Origin of the sequence: Bythopirellula polymerisocia (assembly GCF_007860015.1) — a bacterium.
Classification (GTDB): Bacteria; Planctomycetota; Planctomycetia; order Pirellulales; family Lacipirellulaceae; genus Bythopirellula; species Bythopirellula polymerisocia.
The window spans coordinates 538,118-556,670 of record NZ_SJPS01000002.1 but is presented as its reverse complement, the minus strand read 5'-3'; the positions used below and the strand labels follow the sequence as shown (position 1 = coordinate 556,670).

Below are 18,553 nucleotides of genomic sequence, written 5' to 3'. Positions count from 1 at the left end.
ATTCCACGTTCAGGATGGTCGTGCTGAAGAACTGCCGACGGATCAGTCCCGATCCCGCTTTGTCCCTGCCTACGGCTGTTCAATTCCGGCCGCCTCCAGATCGAGCAGGTAGATCCGTCCCCACCCCTGGCCGAACCCTCCCTGCGATTCCTGGAATGCTACGTAGCGGCCGTCCGGGCTCACGATTCCGTTGTTGGCTTTCCAGAGACCGACGTCGGCGAAATGGGTCAGGCGAACCGTCTCACCCGATCCATCGAGCTTCAGGCTGTAGAGGTCCAGGTGAGAGACGCCGCGGCCATCGTCGAGGTCGCTCTCGATCAGGGTGTGCTCTCCACCGGGGAAGACTCCTTCGGGCTCCGCATACCGTTTCGGCAAGTTGGAATAGTTGACTAACGCGCCGGTCTCGCGGTGCCAGCCCCACGTCTCGGACAAGAACCCGTCTGCTTCAGAGTACGAGTACCGCGAGAAGATGAGCTCTTTCTCTTCCGGCGGACGCCAGTTCTGGGGCTCGATCATGCCGGAGTACGCTACGCCCTCCTGGGCTGGGAGGTCGTGGCCGTCGATGACGAGCCGGTCATCTTCGAGGACCGGCGTTCCGTCCTCGCCGTATCGCAGGGTTGCGAAGCGGATCTTGTCCTGGCCCTCCGGGCAGTAGGCGATCTTGACGGGCAGGGTTACGCGGCTGACGGCGGGGCCTTCGATCACCTTGACGCCCATCTGGTGAGGTTCTCGGTCCAGACTGGCGTCAAGTACCTGCATGTAGGCGTCGTGTCGCTCGGGGCCTCCTGTGAGAATTAGATTGCCGTCGGCCATGTACATGACACGGTAGTAGTTGCTGAATTCTCCCAGGTCATAGTGCGTGGAGAGGCCCCGGACCTCGCCGGACGCGAGATTCTTCTCCATCACGTCGCCACCCTCTTCGGTCACGAAGGCAATCGCATCTCCGCCAATGGACCAGTCGGGGCGCTCGCCGCCTTCATGGAGAATGGTGATGTAGTCGGGGAGGTGCTCTTGGGGAAACCGGTCCTGTACCTCCGCCCCGTCGTTCGAGCAGCCCGCCGGGCAGACCACGAGGAAGAGGGCCAACGACGAGCGGAACCTCAGCAGCGAGTTGCAACGACTCATTTGTGTTGACATGGCGGAGAGGGGCATAGTGTCGTCAAGATGGCGCGGGTTCCCCGGAAGCGTGATCGCAGGGTGCAGAAGGGGCTGATGAAGGATGCCTAGTTCTGCCGACTCCCGAACTCGGCAAAGAAGTCGCGGGCGTCAATGAGTTCGTTGAACCCGAATATCCAGGTAGTTTCAGAAACGTCGGAAAAATCCAGGCCACCCTTCTGGATGGAGGTGTTCAGGTAGCGGCCGTCCGCGCCGTTGTAAGTGTTCGCTATGTCGATAGCTCGCTCCCAGAGATTCGACAGCCGGAGGTTGTCCACGTAGGCGCGCCAGTCGATCACGTCGTCGGATCGGAAGCCGGGTGTCCCATTCCCGGATGCATTGCCATCCTGGATCCTGTGGTACGTTGCGGCTTCTTTCACAAAGGTTAAGTTTTCGGGCGCCGTGACCTCCTCGTTCCAGTCGGCGTGCTGGACGATGTGAATATGGCGTTTCGTGTCGAGATCGCGGTGTTCCGCCTGGACGGCTCTTACGATGGCGGCCGAAAAGTCCGACTGGCCGCCCTCGGCAATCCAGACGGTGCCCCCGGATGACAACACGTCCGCGACAAGAGCAGAGACCTCACTCAACGCCGCGTCAAAATCTCCGTGGGCGTCCGACCAATGCTCGCCGAACGCTAGGCCGAACAGCTCATTGGCCGGTACGTAGAGACCCTCCTGTGTACCGTACGCACCAGCGACGGCGTGGTACCGAACCTCGGCGAGGCGGGGGTCGGCCATCATCGTAGCTACACCCGCTACGGCATGGAGATCGTCGACATCGGTCTTCAAGTCGAAGTGCGCGAGGAAGAGGTCGCGCTGGACATCGAACTTGCTCACCTGACCCGCTCCTGCAGGGCGTTCGCCCGCGCAGGAACACTGAAGCAGGGCAATGGCGAGAAGAGCCAGGTGGCAACCCTTCAACACCGATGAAGAGTCGCCCTGGGTGGGATGCATACGGAGGAGCATGGATCAGTGATAGCGCAGTAGAATGACAAAGCTAAATTTCCCGCCACACAACGCGGCAAGATTTAGATGGATCATACAGAGTCCGACCGGAAAACGCTAGCCGACGATGCCAGTCGTTTCCACACCACTTGCATTGGTACGACTGTGGCATTCGCGACGGTTGCTGAGATCGAGATACCGCAGAGCCAAGGGCGTTCGACCTCCCGTCTGCGATTCCGATGACAGTGACACCCGCGTCGGTGTAGCTCATCTCAGCAACTTCGACGACGTTATACCGCGGTTGGATGCATCATTCTCAGCGGCTAAGGGTTTCGGCGAACTCGCAGCGGTGTTCTAGCCGAAATCACACCTTTGCAGGTTAGCTTGACAGCTAACTCGCTGAGAATTGTCCATCCTCGTTGACTTTGCGACCCTGCTAATTGCTGGCGGTGGCGACACCGACGCGCGCATTTGGGCCGCAACCTCAAACCTGTGGTCGCATCCGGAACTCACACCGTCAGCAAATCATCCGGCTTGCCGTCGTTGGCGGAATTGTCTTCCAGGTCCAGACTGAATGGATTCCAAACAAAGCCTGATAGGTCTAGGCCATCGGCATCAGAATCGCGAACCCTATTTATCTATCTTCATCGCCACTCCGTTAATAAACACCATCGGTGTAAACTTTAGTCCCGCTGCGTCAGCGGCTTCTGTGTCTGCGCGCACATTGGCGATGGCGACTTCGCTAGAAAGGGCCGCTTGGAATGCTGACTGATCGAGCTTGATCTGATTAGTAAACTCCACCAACTCAGCGTCGGTGAAATCCCCCCTGTGCTCGAACAGCCAATCGTGCATCTGCCAAAAGGCTTCGGGCCCCCCGGCGATGCCTGCCACCTCAGCGGCGATGGCTGCGCGGCAGGCGTTGGGGTGGCGCGTCTTGTCGACATGGTCGTTGCAGTCTGTGCAAAAAGGAAAGTGGCGTACCGAGATGGAAACTTCGTCACGCCCCGCAGTCATCGCAAGGAGCGTTGCATCAATATGCCTACAGGAGGGGCATTGGTAATCGGAAACGACCGTCACATGCACCTTCGCGTCTCGTGGGCCGAGGACATAGCGACCTGGGGCGAAGCGGGTCGTTTCGTCAGTAGCGTTTGAGCTTTGACTGAGTGCGACCTCCAATTGCGAACGGGTAACCTGCCCGGCGGCCTCGTGCGATTGCTGGTCCAGCCACGCCAACAGTAGCGACGTTGATGCAAACGTCGCCGCAAAACAGGCGAATGTAGCAAACTGATTGCTCGCACGATTTCCTGGCGGCGTACGCCACTGCCTGACTTCATAGCAACCCACGAGTAGCAGATTGGCTGTATGAATCACCAGGCAGTAACCGCACAGGTAATCGCTGACCAGCATCACACCAATGAGCAACAGCGACGCGCCTGCCCCCAGCATCAATACCACACGGAGCAAACCAGGCAGTCGCCCACCGCCGACAAGCAGGGCTGCGGCGAGCGATTGAAAGTAGGCAAATCCTACAAACGACAGCGGCCACTCGGTTCCTGGCACTTTGCCCCAGTGACTGGCCGCGGCTTGGGAGCAGTCACTCACCAAGCCGCACCCAGGCAATTCGATCGTTTCCAACTGCGCCAAAGACATCAACAACGTCGCTACCAAAGCGACCGCCAACGGTAAGACGAGAGTGAAACCCCGAACCAGCCCTCTGGAGCGCGACTGCGGGGTATCACTCAACGATCCTTGCGTAAGCTCGGCCGTTAAAACCATCGTCGCTTCACGCTACATCCAGCAACGACCAAGCAAAGTGGGAACAGGAGGATTGCGCCGGTAGTCGTTCGGGGAAGCCACATAGAATGTTTGGACCCGTTGCCGCCACCTTTTTTATTGCTCGGGCAGTCATTATCGGAAGGCGCTCCGCGAACGCACAAAATGCCAGCGGTTCCGTTTGTTAGTTTAGTGTCGCCATCACTAAATCGGATCGCATACCATAAACGAACCCCCCTCTGCTTTATGGAGCAAGTTGTGTAGCGATAGGAGCCGTCATCGGGACCTCCGTCCAAAAAAAAGTCTAAGTGGAAGTTAAGTCCATTGGCGACCGCCTCTTCGACCTCGCCGAGTGTAGGAACACGCCAGTCGGAGTGTCCATTGTAGGGGTTCATGATGCCTGCCCTCTCACAGTAGAAGTCAGGAGCGGCAACCCCTTGGGCATTCGGATTGCCAGTGATGCCTCGAAGATCCGGGCTCCATACAAGCCCTGTAAACAGGTCTTTGCAGCCACCATCTTCGGTGGAGAAGTAATCGTCGTCGACCACACATTGTGCTGACGAGAAGCCAGATGTCGCGGAAACAATAGCCAATGTGGCCAGAACCAATCGAATGGTACTCATCGTAGGTCTCCTATACTAGAAACAATAAAATGGGGTAGAAAGCGGACTCTCACGAGGATTTTTGCTGCGCCGGCGCACCAGTAGCACACCTGCAAGCCCGACGGAGCCAAGCAGCAGCGAAGTCGGTTCGGGGACGGCGGAATAGAGGTGTGCTTCGCCACTTAGTGGGCTGGAAAAGGCAGCTATGCTCCCTCCAATCAAGATTCGATTCCCGTCCATGGCAACTTGGGTGCCAAAGTCACTCAGTTCATTGGGCGTGGGGTCGAAAAACGTTTGGACCACTTGACCGGTTATTGCGTCAAATAAATGAGCTTGGCCCCTTTCTCCTATGAGAGCTCGGCTGCCAACAAGGGCGACGGATATACCAAATTTTGAGGGTCTATCATCACCGGGTGGGTGAAACGTCTGTAGCACATTGCCTGTCAAAGAATCCAGCAAGTACGCCACACCCTCTGAATCGCCGTTGCGGACACTCGGTGCCCCGATCAATACGAGGTCTTCACTCATAGCTACAGATAAGCCAAACTGGCCGTCCAGACCGATGTCAAAAGTCTGTAACAAATTTCCAGTTGATAAGCTAAATAAGAAAGCTTTGTCCCCTTCGTCAGCACCAACCAACACGCGATCGATGTCGGACGTTACGGCAACTCCAAACCCATTAAGTCGCGTAGCGGTAGGATCGTCGTAACTCTGAAGTAAGTTCCCGGAGATAGTGTCAAATAAGTGTGCACGACCCTGCCTATCTCCCTGTGTACTGTCTAAATTGTCACCCACGAGTAAACGATTGTTATCTAATGAGACACTACGCCCAAACCGATTGCTACCAGAAACTACAGTGCGATTGAATTCATGAATTAGAAGGCCTGTCAGCGCATCATAAAGTAAGACTCGGCCACTGCCGTTATCTCCAATCGCAACATACTGATCCGAAACAGCTATGGCGTTTCCAAAACCGATCTGTTCACCAGGAACGAACCCAGGGTCATCAAATGTATGTACTAGACCACCCGTTGTGGCGTCAAACAGGAACACTTGATCCACAAAATCACGACTGTTAGAGCCCCCCACGAGTACCTGATTACCGTGCAGCGCAACGGCATTACCAAACGACCATTTCTGCGTAGCTGTTACAGGAGGCGCGAAGGAATAGGTTAGGGCATATTGTTCGGCAACTGCGGGGCGTTCAAGATTACTGGTGACAAAAACTCCGAATAGAAACAAACCGTTGAAATAACGTTGTGTAAGCGTGGTCCAAATCTTAATTTGTAGCATGTTCTCTCCCGGAAATTAAATGGCCGAATTAGTTGGTAGCGAAAAACAACTGCGATACCGTCTAAAGAAATGATTTGTCTCAATTGGTCGATCCACGGATATCGGACGATGAATTCGTGTTAGTCTCCTCAAACTAAATTGATTGGTTACAAGTTAACCAGGACCCAGCTGCGACGAACTAAATGTCAGCACTGGTGAAACTCCCCGTTGTTCAATCCACTAGCGACTGGCCTCCGGGGGAGTGGGAGGTTGGTTGTCTCTCTCTTTCACTGAGTTTTCTGCATCCATAGCGTCAGATTCCGGAGAAGTTTGTCGCTGCTCAAGTTGGGAACTTATTCGACGCTCCAGTTTGCCGATGGTTCGGGCGAGTTGCTTGCGGTCGTAAGCGTCCTGCCCATCTGACGCGGCATCCGGGAGACTGTCGCAAATGGAATTTGCCTGCCGCACACGCGTCTGTGCTTCTGCAGGCTGACCGGCATCGAGCAAAACCTCGGCTACATCCAACAACACATAAACGCATCTGGTTTTTGCATCAATTCTGTCGGTCTCCTCTTCCATCTTTTGTCGAGCGGCTGCCTCCGAGTGCCGCAGATCGATAAGACTCTCTTCAAAACGTCCAATTTTCGCCAATGCGATTCCGCGATTGTGCTGGGCGACGAAGTCATCGGGATGATGCACCAAGCACCCATTCCAGGCCTCCACCGCGGCCTCCCATCTTTTGGCGCCGTCCAAATAGTATCCGATGAAGAACAAAGCGTTGTAGTAATCAGACTCGACTCGCAGCATTTGACGAAAGTATGCAAATCTGTCGTCCAAGTCTTTGAAAGCCCAACGAAACGGCTCCCGCTCGACTGTGCCTGAACTCCCATCAGCACAACCCCAAATGCGGTCCGTGGCAATGTAAAGCAGGTCGGCTGCGTTTTGTGGAGGCGTTTGATCTGCCAGGGCACGCAAGCGAAGCGCCTCCGCGTCGTGATGCTTGCGTACTGAGCCCTCTGTCAGGTCGCCCATGCGCTGTGAGCATGTGGCCAAAACCCAGTAGTAACCCTTCGTCGGAGGTCGTAATCCTTCCGCCTTGGATAGTAGGGAGTTCGACTCGGAGATTTTCGTAAGCTTCATCTCGTTTGAGTCACTGTGTTTAGACCAAAGAATTGATTCGTTAGCGCACATGACCAGCAGTTCATAAACATTTTCATTGACACGCCGGATGAAATCCTCCGGCAGGTTGGCTTCGCGCAATGGAGCTTGCCAATCGACGGTCTCCTCGACCTGATACACGGCAAGGGCTTCTTTGGCCAACTCGATGGCTCTCGTTCGTCCCCAGCGGGCTCGCTGATACTTCTTGTCGAACGCTTCATATCTTGCGAGTTCGCGGTTAAGCACGTCAATCCGCTCGCGGAGCGGATCACTTGCGTCCCATGTCTCGCCTAACTGCAGCTCGGCACGCTCAACGGCGCTTCGTGCCAGTGCAACCTGGTTGGCGGAGATCGCATCGCTTGCTTGCAGTAGGCTGGACTCGACTGCGGCAGTGACGGCCCGCTGCTCGAAGACTTGTTTGGTCACTTGCCAAGTCGCCAGCACACTCATTACGAGAACAGATGCGGCGAGCGACCAAGCAACCCCTGTGTGCCGCCGTGACCATCTGGCCATGCGCTGTGCCAAACTCGGCGGCCTGGCAGTGATCGGTCGGTCGTCGACAAACGCCCGCAGGTCGGCGGCCAAATCACCCGCCGATTGATAACGGTCGGCCGGTTCCTTTTCGAGCGCTTTGGCGGTGATGGTGTCCAAGTCTTGCGGAATTCGGGGATCGATTTGTCGCAGGCCAGGTGGAGTCTCTTCGGCAATATGGCGTAAGAGTTTCGCCCGGTCATTTCCTTCAAAGGCGGGACGCATTGTGAGTAGTTCGTACAATGTCGCACCCAGCGCATGGATGTCGGTGCGGTAGTCGACTAACCCCGGTTTGCCGGCCGCCTGCTCGGGGCTCATGTAGCGAAGTGTTCCCAGCATATCGCCGGTCATAGTAACTCCAGCGTCGGCTTCCAGCCGTGCGAGGCCAAAGTCCGTTACCGAGACTATTCCATCATGGTCCAACAGCAGGTTTCCCGGCTTGATGTCGCGGTGGACGATGCCACGATTGTGAGCGTAGTCGAGCGCATCGGCCGCGTCCGCGATCAACTTTGCGACCTGCCTATAGTAGTCTTGCGGGTTGTTGGTGCGGGCAGTGGAGAGGGCGGCGACCGGTGAAGTCTCCGCTGTATCTGACACTTCGGCAGGAGGAGTCCGCAGCTGGTTCCCAATTCCACTCAGCTCGACGATTGCTTGGGCCAAGCTGCAACCTTCGATCAATTCCATCGCGTAGTAGTGGACTCCCCGTTCGACCCCTACCGAGTGGACGCTGACGATGTGCGGGTGCTTGAGCGAAGCGGCCAACCTCGCTTCATTCTTGAAACGTTCGAGCTGTTGCACACTCAGCGTGGCAGCCAGCGGTAACACTTTAAGCGCCATTCGGCGGCCGAGGGAAAGTTGTTCGGCTTCGTAGACAATGCCCATGCCACCGCGGCCGATTTCACGGATGATGCGGAAGTCGCCAAGATTTGCTAATGGCTGGATTGTTGTTTCCGGTTGTCGGCGCTTGCTGTCCGATTCTTCAGCAAGTTGCGGGGCTACGTTTCGCATGAAGTCGAGCGTGTCGATACAGGACTTGAGCTCATCAGCAACGTCGCTGTAGTTGGCAAGCAATTCGTCGAGGTCGATGGGTCGTACTTCTTCGAACGAACGGAGGTATTCTTCGACCGCCTGGCTCAGTCGTTGGTCACGGGTAGCCAAAGCTTGGTCCTGTTTGTTCGACGGACCTCGCAGTCGATCCGCGCGTGCGTCGACATGATTGGTCATAGCCGATCCTCCATCAGCCGTCGCAATTCCACGACTCCACGTGCCAGAAGTTTCTGGACACTATCGACAGTTCGGCCCATTCGTTCGGCGACCTGGCTCATCGAGAGGCCTTCAAAGCGATTCAGAATGAGCGCTTCTCGGTAGTCGTCTGGAAGCTGCATCAGTGCCTGCGAGAGCACCACGGCCCGCTCTCTGCGCGAGACCTGTTCGCTCGGACTGCCTTCAGCGCTGGTAAACATCCGGCCAACCAGTTGAGACGACTCCTCGAACTGTTGTTCGAGTTGCTGCTCTGCGTTCGCATCTCGCTTCTGAGCTTCGTAATGTCTTCGATGTTGATCACCGACCCTGGACATTAGTGTCCTGAGCCAAGCCGCGAACTCAGCTTCAGTCCCACCACGAAACTGTGAGAGGTTGCGGTGGACCTGCACAAGCGTTTCCTGGACCAAGTCCGAATCATCATATTTTGCCTGCAATTGTCGGCGATTCCGCAGGCGCGCAAGGAGTTTCAGGTAAGGTCGGTAGTGGGACAGCAGCGTGTCGACCGCTTGGTCACCACCGTCTCGCGCCCGGTTTAGGAGCATTTCTGGGTTTGTCACAGGCAATGCATCAGTCATGGAAAAGTCCTCTATTAGTCTTAGTGGGGAAAAGAGCTGACAGATCGCCGCGCAAAATCCAGAAAAATTCCGATTTGTCGTAACTGCTGACCATATGAAGAGATACGGCGACCATTTTAAGGCCATCGAGCGGCAGGTCACAAGAAGTTAGGGGCGGAAAAAGTAGCCAACCCGGTCGCTGGTTGGCTGAGGGAGCAGTAAGTGTGCTTCGAGCAGAGACATACCAACACCCATTGAGTTGAGATTGGTATTCGGCCGACGGTAGTTCGGCAGCCGTGAATTCGCTTGGATGAGACCCGCCTGTACACCTTGGTGATATGTTTAATCGAGCCGCGGGCTAAGCGACACCCGCAGGCTACTGCAGTTCTATGGCGCAGTGGTCGGCTCACCTCCGACAATTTGCCGTCAACTGAAGGCGCTGAGGATGCATCAGCTTCAGCGAGTTCGCCCCATTTCTTGGACGCAGTTTCCCTGCGAAATTGAGGTTAAAACGAGAGAAGTGTGCAGCTACGCGGCTGCCTGACTTTTCCTCTAAGTGACAGGAGGTCCAGCAAGGAGCCTAACGATGCCTTTCGGCTGGCGGAGCCGATCAGGAAGGTGCGTGTCGACGACCAGGGAATCGTCGCCATGTTTATCTCCCTTGAGAACGTCGTCGCGAAGTACATGGCCTCCAAGAAACTCTCGTCAGGAACCTAAGGAATACCGGTTAACCGCCACCAAGTGGACAGCTTGCGGCAATGGAGTTGCCATTGGTGAGATTGAGCAAACACAAATTCGAGACTTCCTCGATTGGGTTCACGAGAAGGCGGCGAACGATGGAGGATCCTATGCCGGAAGAACGGCCAATAAGGCCCGAGTAAATTTGAGTGCCATCCTGTCATGGGCCTGGTAGCAGGTTTATTTGCAGAAGCTGCGGAGGTTTACTAGTACCGCGACAAACTAAGCACGAAAAGGTTAGGAGGGATTAAAGGCCGGCGATTTCAACTTCCGCCTTTCAAGGGACTTACTATGCCGATTCGAAGAGCTCAAAGATCCTCGGCAGGTCACATCAGGGAGGTTGTCCCGGGCACCTAATACGGTTCCAAATCGGGATCGAAATGCACCAGTTCGGTGCCAATTGCACCGGATTCTGCAGTGATTCGCAAACCGCATTGGCCACAGTTGTTTGTGACCCAAGTAGTTGGATGATGGAGTCCAGGAATTCACGTTACTGTCATTTCGAGGTGCTCCGAGAAATCTGGTCCAATCCCTCGGAGGACCTCGGGATGACAAGTTGCTTCGCATCTGGTTTTCACAAATTCTATTCCCGGACACCTCAATTACTTGGGAAACTTCATTTTCTCTATCAGTGCTATAAACCTTGGTTCAGTCCGGAGTTCATCGAGCCATGGCTCGACCTGCATGAAAACCAATTCCCACGATCGTTGCTCATAGGCCTTTTCAAGCAAGTCAATCGCTTCTTGGTTTTCACCAAGCCCAACATGTACGAAGGCGATTTGCACCGGGGGCACGTGCCAACGCTTAGCAAGCCGATGTAGCTTGTCGAGCACTTGCCGTGCTTCTTCTTCACGGCCGGAAATAGCGTAGGCGTGGCCCAACCCGGCCAAAACTTCTGCTAGAGAATCAGATAGTTCAACCGCGCGGCGATACGTTTCAATTGCTTTATCGAACTGCTGTTCTTGCACGTAGGCCATGCCGAGCCAGTCGTAAGCGGGTCCGTAGCTCTCATCCCGCTCAATCGTCGGCTTGAGCAGATCGATCATCCCCTGCCAATCACGTTCGAAGTACAGAATCGAGCTCCTCCCGATAGTCATGCCCGACGAGTAGTCGAGTTCAAAACTCCGCAGCGATTGCTTTCTTGCCTCGTCGTGCCGACCCATTGCGGCCAAATAAAGGGCATACCAATGCTGCGCCTGGGCTCGAGTTGGTTCCAATTCGATCCCTAATCGCAAGTGGCGTTCGGCGGCGTCCCAGTCTCGCTGGCCAAGTAATACTACTCCTAAAGTCGTATGAGCGGCTGCTAGATTGGGATCGAGTTCCAGAGCCTTCTTGACTGACGTTTCACAAAGTGGCATCACTTCAGCGTGCGGAGCGAATCCGTAACACCAAAGGAATATCTGGACATCTGCCAAGCCAACATAGTTGGCAGCTTCGTCGGGATCGTCCTGGATTAATGCTTCGATTTGCTTGGCGGAGTTTAAAAAGCCTTCTTTCATCTCCTTACCTGGATAGCGGAGCGCCTCGATTGTGTTAGTTGCGGGAGAATCGATGGTTTCTAGTTCTGCCGCCGGCGCCGTAGTTACCGATGCCAATATCATCAAGGTCACCGCAGCGGACCATTGCCTCAGAGTGAATCCCCATTTTGCCATTGATAGTTCAGAGATTCTCATCTTGGGACTTTCGTTCGAAAGAGTGAGATGGTATTTCGCACAAGTCTCGTCCACAGCTTTTGAGTATACTCCCAAGTTGCAACATTTTTTTGTTTGAGAGATTGCCGTTCGACTCTCGTAGGACAATAGTTCTATCGCTTCCATGATGCCAAGTGCCACGGAGTATGAGTTGCTGCGGCAGTCGAAGATTGCGGATTCGCGCCGGAATTTCTTGAACGGTCGGACGTTCCAGCCTTGTTTTCTAGCAACTGCAGGGTAGTTTGTAGGTTAAGGAGGAAAGAATCAATATGAAATTATTGCGTTATGGTGATTCGGGATGTGAACTCCCAGGTCTGTTGGATAGCGATGGTCGAATTCGCTCGCTGGAGGGAATTGTTCCCGATCTGGCAGGCGAACTACTCTCCGACGAGTCCATCGAGAAAATCCGACAACTCGATGTTGCCAAGCTACCATTAGTTGAACAAGGCGTTCGCTTGGGCCCTTGCGTTGCTGGCACGAGCAAGGTCATTGGCATTGGGCTGAACTATGCAGACCATGCCGCCGAGGCGGGGGTTGAGGTTCCGAGTGAGCCGGTGATTTTCATGAAAGCTACTACGTCTATCACAGGGCCAAACGACAATATCGAAATCCCCCGTGGTTCAGGGAAGACCGATTGGGAGGTAGAACTCGGTGTCGTTATCGGCAAACGAGCTAAATACATTACCGAGCAAGATTCATTCTCCCATGTTGCCGGCTATTGTGTCGTAAACGACGTCTCCGAGCGCTCGTTTCAATTGGAACGATCTGGTTTGTGGGATAAGGGAAAAGGCTGCGATACATTCTCTCCATTGGGTCCCTGGCTCGTAACCCGCGACGAAATTGGTGATCCCCAAGACTTGAACCTGTGGCTGGAAGTCGACGGACACCGCTATCAAAACGGTTCCACAAGTACGATGATTTTTGGAGTGACAACACTAGTAAGTTACGTCAGCCAGTTCATGTCTCTGATGCCTGGCGATGTGATCACCACTGGCACCCCTCCCGGCGTTGGAATGGGGCAGAATCCCAAGGTTTTTCTCAAACCGGGCCAAACAGTACGCTTGGGTATTGAAGGCCTTGGTGAGCAAGAACAGCAGACTGTCGCAGCAAAATAGGAGAGTCGTTGAGATGACATATCCGATCTCTCGACGCCAGATGCTTAAGCTGTCTGCCAGCGGAATGTTGGCTACGCACTCCGATTGGTGGCAAGTACGAGTTGCTCGGGGGGAAACAGAACTCTCAAAACGTGTTGCTGCGGTTCGCTACCTTGGGAATCAATTCCAAAAGAATCCCATGGGTGTTACGGGACTGGATTGTGCCTCGAGCGTCGTCTTACCATCGGGTGAATCCTTATGGGTCTTTGGCGATACCATTGAAGGTCCATTCGAGTCGATACGTGGCCTGCCGCTCGAGGACAAACTTTCCAATACAGCGGCTCTCGTTCCCAAACAGGATGTTTCACAGGGAATCAAGAAGTTCCAGTTTCTCACTCAACAAGACGGCAATCGGCCGATACAAATAATCCCCTTTGCCGATGATGAAAATCCTGCCGACGAGCGCATTTGGCCAATTCACGGGATCTGCAGCGGTGAGAATATCTACCTCTTCTATCACCGAATTTCCTTGATACCCGGCGTCGATATCTTCGAAAACTTTGAACTTGATGGCATGGGCATCGCTCAAGCGAAAGTCGGCGAGTGGAAGTTCAAACGATTGGAGTCTCCCGATGGGACAGATTTTTTCTGGAAAGGTGATCAACCCAGTTTCGGAGTCTTTGTCCAGCAGCAGGAAGAGTACTCCTACGTCTGGGGAAGCCTGATCACGGGTATGTTTCTCGCCCGTACAACCCCGGATAAGATTGGTGATTTCTCCAGCTATGATTATCTGGTCGAGGCGCCAATCGCGAGTTATCCCGAGATCAAGCCTCGCTGGTCGAAGTACTTCGAACCGATGGCATCGCTGTTCGATTCTGTGCCGAACGAAATGTCGGCTTCCTACAATCCCCATCTCGGCTGTTACTTGGCAATACATTCGCATCTACGCGACAACAAAATTGTTATGCGAACTTCGCCGGAGATCACTGGGCCATGGAGTGATTCCGAAATCGTCTTTCGCCCAGAACAGGTCGGTGATGCGGATCTGATCTATGCCGCCAAAGAACACCCCGAACTTGCCCGCGAGAACGGGAAGATCATTTACATCACCTTTGTAAACTCGGCGACCTACGTGCCACAAATGATCGAACTGACGTTCCTTTAGGAAGGATCTGGTCCTCAATTCTCCGAGCTTAGTTCCTCGGACTTCGGTAGATGTTCGTACCAGGTGAACTTCAAGAAAATGATGGCGACTACCGACACGGCAGCCCAGCAGAGCGCCCTCCAGTGCCAGTGTCCCACCAAGTACATGGGGGCTACGTAGGCACCGAAAATAGCCAAGCACGCCAACCCTACATTTAATGCGGCGTAAGTTGCACTCTCGCCGGGACTTTGCAGCTCATCTGCCGTGAGCCCCGAACGACTGCGAATCGGTCCCCACCAGCCGAATGGTCGCACGTTGCGATAGAAATTGACCAAGGTCGTCTCATCGGTTGGTCGTGACAAATAGGTCCCGAGTATCGAAGCAATCAAGGAAATCCCACACAAAGCCGGAAAGGTGATGTAAATCGGCGGCTCCACCCCCTTGAGCGACATGAACAGCAACGGCATTGCTCCAGCCAGACCCACGAGGGTTCCAGCGGCGTAACCGGTTCCATTAAACCTCCACCAGTACCAGCGGAATACATTTGGAATGACAAAAGCCGCCCCCAGTGCCATCATGATCCAATCCCACACCTGACGGATCGAACTTGCATAGAGGCCGATGAGCGTTCCAGCGACGACGATTGAAATCGTGGCAACGTAACTGGCCCGCACAAGATGCTTTTCATCCGCATGAGGGCGAAAGATTGGTTGCCACAAGTCCCGCACAAGATAGGAAGCTCCTGAATTCACTGTAGCGGCGAAAGTCGACATGAAAGCAGCTAACAGCCCGGCCAGCACAAGTCCCAGCACTCCAGGGCCCAGGTATTTCGCCAGCACTCTGGGCATGACGATTTCTGCGTCGACGGTTCCTTGTCCGTCAACAATCTCGATACCAGCGCCGATCGCCAACAGGGCAATCCCCATGACCATTGCCCAGCGAACGACTAAAAAGGCACTCCAGGCAGCACCTACCTTGGCCGCGTCGCGGGGATCGCGCGTGGATAGAAACATCTGGAAATCAAACATCTGTCCTGGTCCACCGAGGTTCAGCAAGAACCCTTTTGCAACCCAAGCGACGACCAATAGCCCGAACATATGATAGCCCTGATAGCCGCTCGGTAGTGCTTCGATGTTATCTAATTGCCATTTGGGCCAGAGGCTGGTAAAGCTATCTCCATCCACCGGCGTTAAGGCCGCAAGAATCTCGGGAGTAAGTTCAAAATAAGCGATGGCAGCAATCACAATACTGGCAACTACTAGTATGCATGTCTGCAATACATTTGTGATTACGACGGCTTCCAACCCACCCAGTAAGGTGTAAATCGTCGTGATGCCAAATACCACAAAAGCACAGAGCCGAATATTATCTTCCGGATCCAAACCGGTTTTTACGTATTCAGCTGAAAATTTGCCGATCCCTTCGAAGCCGTAACCCGTGAGTCCGACAAGCGTAATCACTGCCATCAGGGCGTAGGCATATCGCGCCGCCCGACCGTCGGCTTGATCGCCAAAACGAGTGATCATCCACTCCGCTCCAGTCATAACTCGCGACCGACGGACCCACTTCCCCATGTACGACATGAAAAAGGCAGCCATCATGAAGCCCCACATCCAGTGGTTCCAAACCGATTTCATGCCAAACAAATAGATCAACGTGACCATCCACATTGTGCCGCTGATATCGAAGGTCGATACCGACCCCGACATTGCCAGAGCCAGCCAGTGAATCCGATGTCCGCCGAGAAAATAGTTATCCAGGCTCTTGGAGGCACGACGCTGTTGCCAGACGCCAACACCAATTAACGCGACAAAAAATAATAAAATGATCGCGGCATCGAGAGTAGACACAGGGTTTGCCTTTTGGGAAAAGTGACCGAAGACCCATTTGAGTCGAAAATACTTATGGAGCCTTTGACTGAGAAAACTTTACTTGCAAGAAACGTGGAAAGTACAGATCGAGACTGCCAATCAGATGTTTAATGTCAAAAGTATTGGAGCAATAGGTCATGGCCAACCCGTCGGATGCCAACTCGGGATGTGCTTTTGCGGCGTAAAGCATTCTTTCAGCGTCAGGGGGTTGGTTCTTTCCCGGCTGCATCTCTTCGGGGCTGCAGAACTCCTCAAGTTCTGTCCAAGGTCCAGTCAAAGATCGTGCCGTTCTAAGACCAATGGGTGCCAGCGGAAACCCCGAAAATTGGACTTGAACGTAGCGATTCAAATTTGGAGAGAAATGCACTGTGAATTCAGTTTGCCCCGATTTAATAACTGGTGCGGGCAAGCTATCGAGCTTCTTCTGATCGACCCAACCATTTTCAGAGCCTGTCCACCATTCAGGAGCTGAGAGGTCTCCTTGGGCAGCCTTGGCAAGCCTCCAGCGAACGAGATAGACGTCGTGAGATTCGCTCGCCACGCTATACGCAAAGACATACTCTCCGTCTTTGATGAGCGTTGCCGAGCCGACCAAAACATCGAAACGATTTGGGGGGGCATCCACCTTGCGGATTTTCCATTGATCAGGGTTTTTCTGGATGTTGTCGATTAAAACAGCCCCCCAACCTGTCGTCTCAAAAGCCATTTTGCGATTCGCATTACGCGCCCGCATCATAAGCATCAAGATCTTGCCGTCGAGCAGAAGCGAACCCCCCGGCCAGAAAAATTCCTCCCCCTCGTCTGCAATGAATGATTGTGGCTTGTCGTTGGCCTCTTGCCAGTAGGCTTCGAATTCTGCACTCGTTGGTTCGTAGCCGGTTTGGATTCCCACGCTATTGCGCACCATCGTTGTGCTTCGACGCTCGCCCTGAAGGGTAGGAGCCACGAAACTATCACCAAAAAACCAGGCGACCCGTCCATCTCCCAAGTCAAGTGAATAGGCATCATCTCCGCCAAGCCAACTGGGGTCGCGATGAAACAATGCATCCGCCTCGGGCCAGGCTGTGGCTGTCGCTGATGATCCATTGCCCGTATCAATTTCCAATTCCGAATCGATATAGTCGCCAACTAGATCCGCCCACATTCGACCATGCTCCGAGAGCCCTTTGGGACTGAAATGGATACCCGCACCACCCAGATCACGCCGATCCCCGGTGAGAGTGTCGGTATCCGGGCCTTCCAGAGCAATTCCCTCTTTCCAAAGTCTCGCTTGGGCACTCCGGACCGATTTGAAACTTGGCTTCTCGGGATTGTGATAAGAAGCCTGTGCCACAAACCACGGGACGTACCCCCCCACATCTGTTCGTGACGAAAGGATGATGTGTCTCAATTTGTCGTAATACTCTTCAGAAGGCATTTCGACGTCACTTTCACCTTGATGCCACAGCAACGCACGAAAACCTCTTGGTCCCAATTGATACATGCGTGTCATCATCCAGGGAAACAAATCGCCATCAGGCTGCCATTGGTTGACGCTTGTGCCACCATAGCCCGTTGCTGCCACGCCGATAGGAACTCCAAACCGAGCGTACATCGCGTCGCCGAAAGCAGGCCAAAAGCTGCCCCCTTGGCTCCGATCTGCTACTCCAGGCTGAGGATCGTTGGCAAGCTGCCAGGCTGTGCCACTGAACGAAGCCACCATGCCAGACGTTTGCTGCGTACATATTTCTCCGCAGTTGGTCGAGTTCGACTGCCCTGCCCCGACGAAGACCTCACCCACTCCAAACGGTTCGACGGTTGATTCCGCCAGTACCTCGCCCTCTTTGAGCGCTTGTACATTGAGTGCATACCAGCCACCGGCTGCGAGAGGCAGTGTGCCAGAAAAACTGCTCGTTTCTGGTGCTAATGGCAAGGTTTGCCACTTGCCTGACAGTGGCCCCTCGATGGAACTACCGGTAATCCGAAATCTAATTGCGTCGGCATGGGTCGTTGTGTGCCCGTTCAAGAAGATCATTCCCTTCGCTGCGCTGGAACGTTGAAAGACTTGATGTTCTCGAGGTGAAAAAACTTGGAGCTTGGACTCAGAAAGTTTCGGGGTTATTGCTCTAATCTGCTCACGCAACTCAGGAGTTACTTCACCTACGGACAATGTAATAGTCTTCTCTTCATGGGGCTCCAGCGATACCTGACATACTTGATGGGGTCCTTGCCAAGGCCCCCACAACTTGTCGCAGCCATGAATTTTGAGTAGTGAGTCTCCCTCCACCAGAGTAACTTCCGTCCATGACTCGTTCACTGGAAGCATGAAAGCCTGCCCCTCATGATTGAACGCTGCATTTACGTCCTTGGATAAAACCATGAAAAATACAATCGCATTATCCGACTTATTCGTAAGCTGCCATGTCATCCCCGCATCGTCAAATCCATAGCGAATCGCTGCGGTCTCATTGCTGGCAGTAACGATGTTGTCTGCGGCTTGTTCGATGCTGCTGAGCTGGAGGGGCCCACCCGAGAAGAAGTAGCTCCCACGAGAGATGGAAACTCCTGGAGCTAAAAACTCATGGCCGCCGATTCGCAAATTCGTCAAACAACCATCTGCTTCAATTCGTGCCTGATACTCTTGGCTCGACACCGAAAGGGGGCTGCTTTCGGTACGAATGGCGACTTCGGCAAGAACTTGCTCCGCAAAATATGACCAGCACATAGCTGCCAGGTAGCAAATGATTGTTTTTGTCATCAATCGTCTCCGTCGTTGCAACTCAG

The 18,553-nt window shown here is 54.1% G+C and carries 14 protein-coding genes; 4 read left to right on the top strand and 10 right to left on the bottom strand.

The annotated features are described in order from the left end of the window. Positions 1-69: 69 nt before the first annotated feature. Both Pla144_RS08365 and Pla144_RS08360 read right to left on the bottom strand, forming a co-directional pair. The gene (locus Pla144_RS08365) at positions 70-1,125 is read right to left on the bottom strand and encodes a hypothetical protein (protein ID WP_197530502.1); all 1,056 of its coding nucleotides are present in this window, start codon (positions 1,123-1,125) and stop codon (positions 70-72) included. A gap of 98 nt (positions 1,126-1,223) precedes the next feature. Next, the gene (locus Pla144_RS08360; protein WP_146449967.1) at positions 1,224-1,991 is read right to left on the bottom strand and encodes a hypothetical protein; all 768 of its coding nucleotides are present in this window, start codon (positions 1,989-1,991) and stop codon (positions 1,224-1,226) included. Positions 1,992-2,226: 235 nt separating this feature from the next. On the opposite strand from Pla144_RS08360, the gene Pla144_RS08355 reads away from it, so the two are divergent. After that, positions 2,227-2,457: a hypothetical protein gene (locus Pla144_RS08355; protein WP_146449964.1), complete on the top strand. Its 231-nt coding sequence runs from the start codon at positions 2,227-2,229 to the stop codon at positions 2,455-2,457. A 272-nt stretch (positions 2,458-2,729) separates the two neighbouring features. Here the strand turns inward: Pla144_RS08355 and Pla144_RS08350 are convergent, their stop codons facing one another. From Pla144_RS08350 to Pla144_RS08330, 5 genes are all read right to left on the bottom strand, one after another. Further along, complete coding sequence (locus tag Pla144_RS08350) at positions 2,730-3,875, bottom strand: thioredoxin domain-containing protein (RefSeq protein ID WP_146449961.1); 1,146 nt, start codon at positions 3,873-3,875, stop codon at positions 2,730-2,732. Further along, entirely contained in the window at positions 3,866-4,495 is a 630-nt protein-coding gene (locus tag Pla144_RS08345) for a DUF1566 domain-containing protein (protein ID WP_146449959.1), read from the bottom strand. Before Pla144_RS08345 ends, Pla144_RS08350 begins: the two co-directional genes overlap by 10 nt. A gap of 15 nt (positions 4,496-4,510) precedes the next feature. Continuing rightward, positions 4,511-5,767, bottom strand: a complete 1,257-nt coding sequence (locus tag Pla144_RS08340; protein WP_146449957.1) for a PEP-CTERM sorting domain-containing protein — start codon at positions 5,765-5,767, stop codon at positions 4,511-4,513. A gap of 219 nt (positions 5,768-5,986) precedes the next feature. Then, positions 5,987-8,659, bottom strand: a complete 2,673-nt coding sequence (locus Pla144_RS08335; protein WP_146449955.1) for a serine/threonine-protein kinase — start codon at positions 8,657-8,659, stop codon at positions 5,987-5,989. Continuing rightward, positions 8,656-9,273 carry a sigma-70 family RNA polymerase sigma factor gene (locus Pla144_RS08330; RefSeq protein ID WP_197530501.1) on the bottom strand — a complete coding sequence of 206 codons (618 nt, stop codon included), beginning with the start codon at positions 9,271-9,273 and terminating at the stop codon, positions 8,656-8,658. The genes Pla144_RS08335 and Pla144_RS08330 overlap by 4 nt, the downstream gene beginning before the upstream one ends. A 501-nt stretch (positions 9,274-9,774) precedes the next feature. Between Pla144_RS08330 and Pla144_RS08325 the strand changes: the two genes are divergently transcribed. Next, the gene (locus Pla144_RS08325; RefSeq protein ID WP_146449950.1) at positions 9,775-9,969 is read left to right on the top strand and encodes a hypothetical protein; all 195 of its coding nucleotides are present in this window, start codon (positions 9,775-9,777) and stop codon (positions 9,967-9,969) included. A gap of 623 nt (positions 9,970-10,592) precedes the next feature. Here Pla144_RS08325 and Pla144_RS08320 read toward each other — a convergent pair. Then, on the bottom strand, positions 10,593-11,663 hold the full coding sequence (locus Pla144_RS08320) for a tetratricopeptide repeat protein (RefSeq protein ID WP_197530500.1): 1,071 nt from the start codon (positions 11,661-11,663) through the stop codon (positions 10,593-10,595). Between the two features lie 287 nt (positions 11,664-11,950). Between Pla144_RS08320 and Pla144_RS08315 the strand changes: the two genes are divergently transcribed. After that, positions 11,951-12,796, top strand: coding sequence for a fumarylacetoacetate hydrolase family protein (locus tag Pla144_RS08315; protein ID WP_146449945.1), 846 nt, complete (start codon positions 11,951-11,953; stop codon positions 12,794-12,796). 13 nt (positions 12,797-12,809) lie between these two features. Beyond that, the gene (locus Pla144_RS08310) at positions 12,810-13,940 is read left to right on the top strand and encodes a DUF4185 domain-containing protein (protein WP_146449942.1); all 1,131 of its coding nucleotides are present in this window, start codon (positions 12,810-12,812) and stop codon (positions 13,938-13,940) included. 14 nt (positions 13,941-13,954) lie between these two features. On the opposite strand, the gene Pla144_RS08305 is transcribed toward Pla144_RS08310, so the two are convergent. Then, the gene (locus Pla144_RS08305; RefSeq protein ID WP_146449940.1) at positions 13,955-15,769 is read right to left on the bottom strand and encodes a sodium:solute symporter family transporter; all 1,815 of its coding nucleotides are present in this window, start codon (positions 15,767-15,769) and stop codon (positions 13,955-13,957) included. A gap of 52 nt (positions 15,770-15,821) precedes the next feature. Further along, positions 15,822-18,527: a sialate O-acetylesterase gene (locus Pla144_RS08300; RefSeq protein WP_146449937.1), complete on the bottom strand. Its 2,706-nt coding sequence runs from the start codon at positions 18,525-18,527 to the stop codon at positions 15,822-15,824. Positions 18,528-18,553 lie beyond the last annotated feature (26 nt).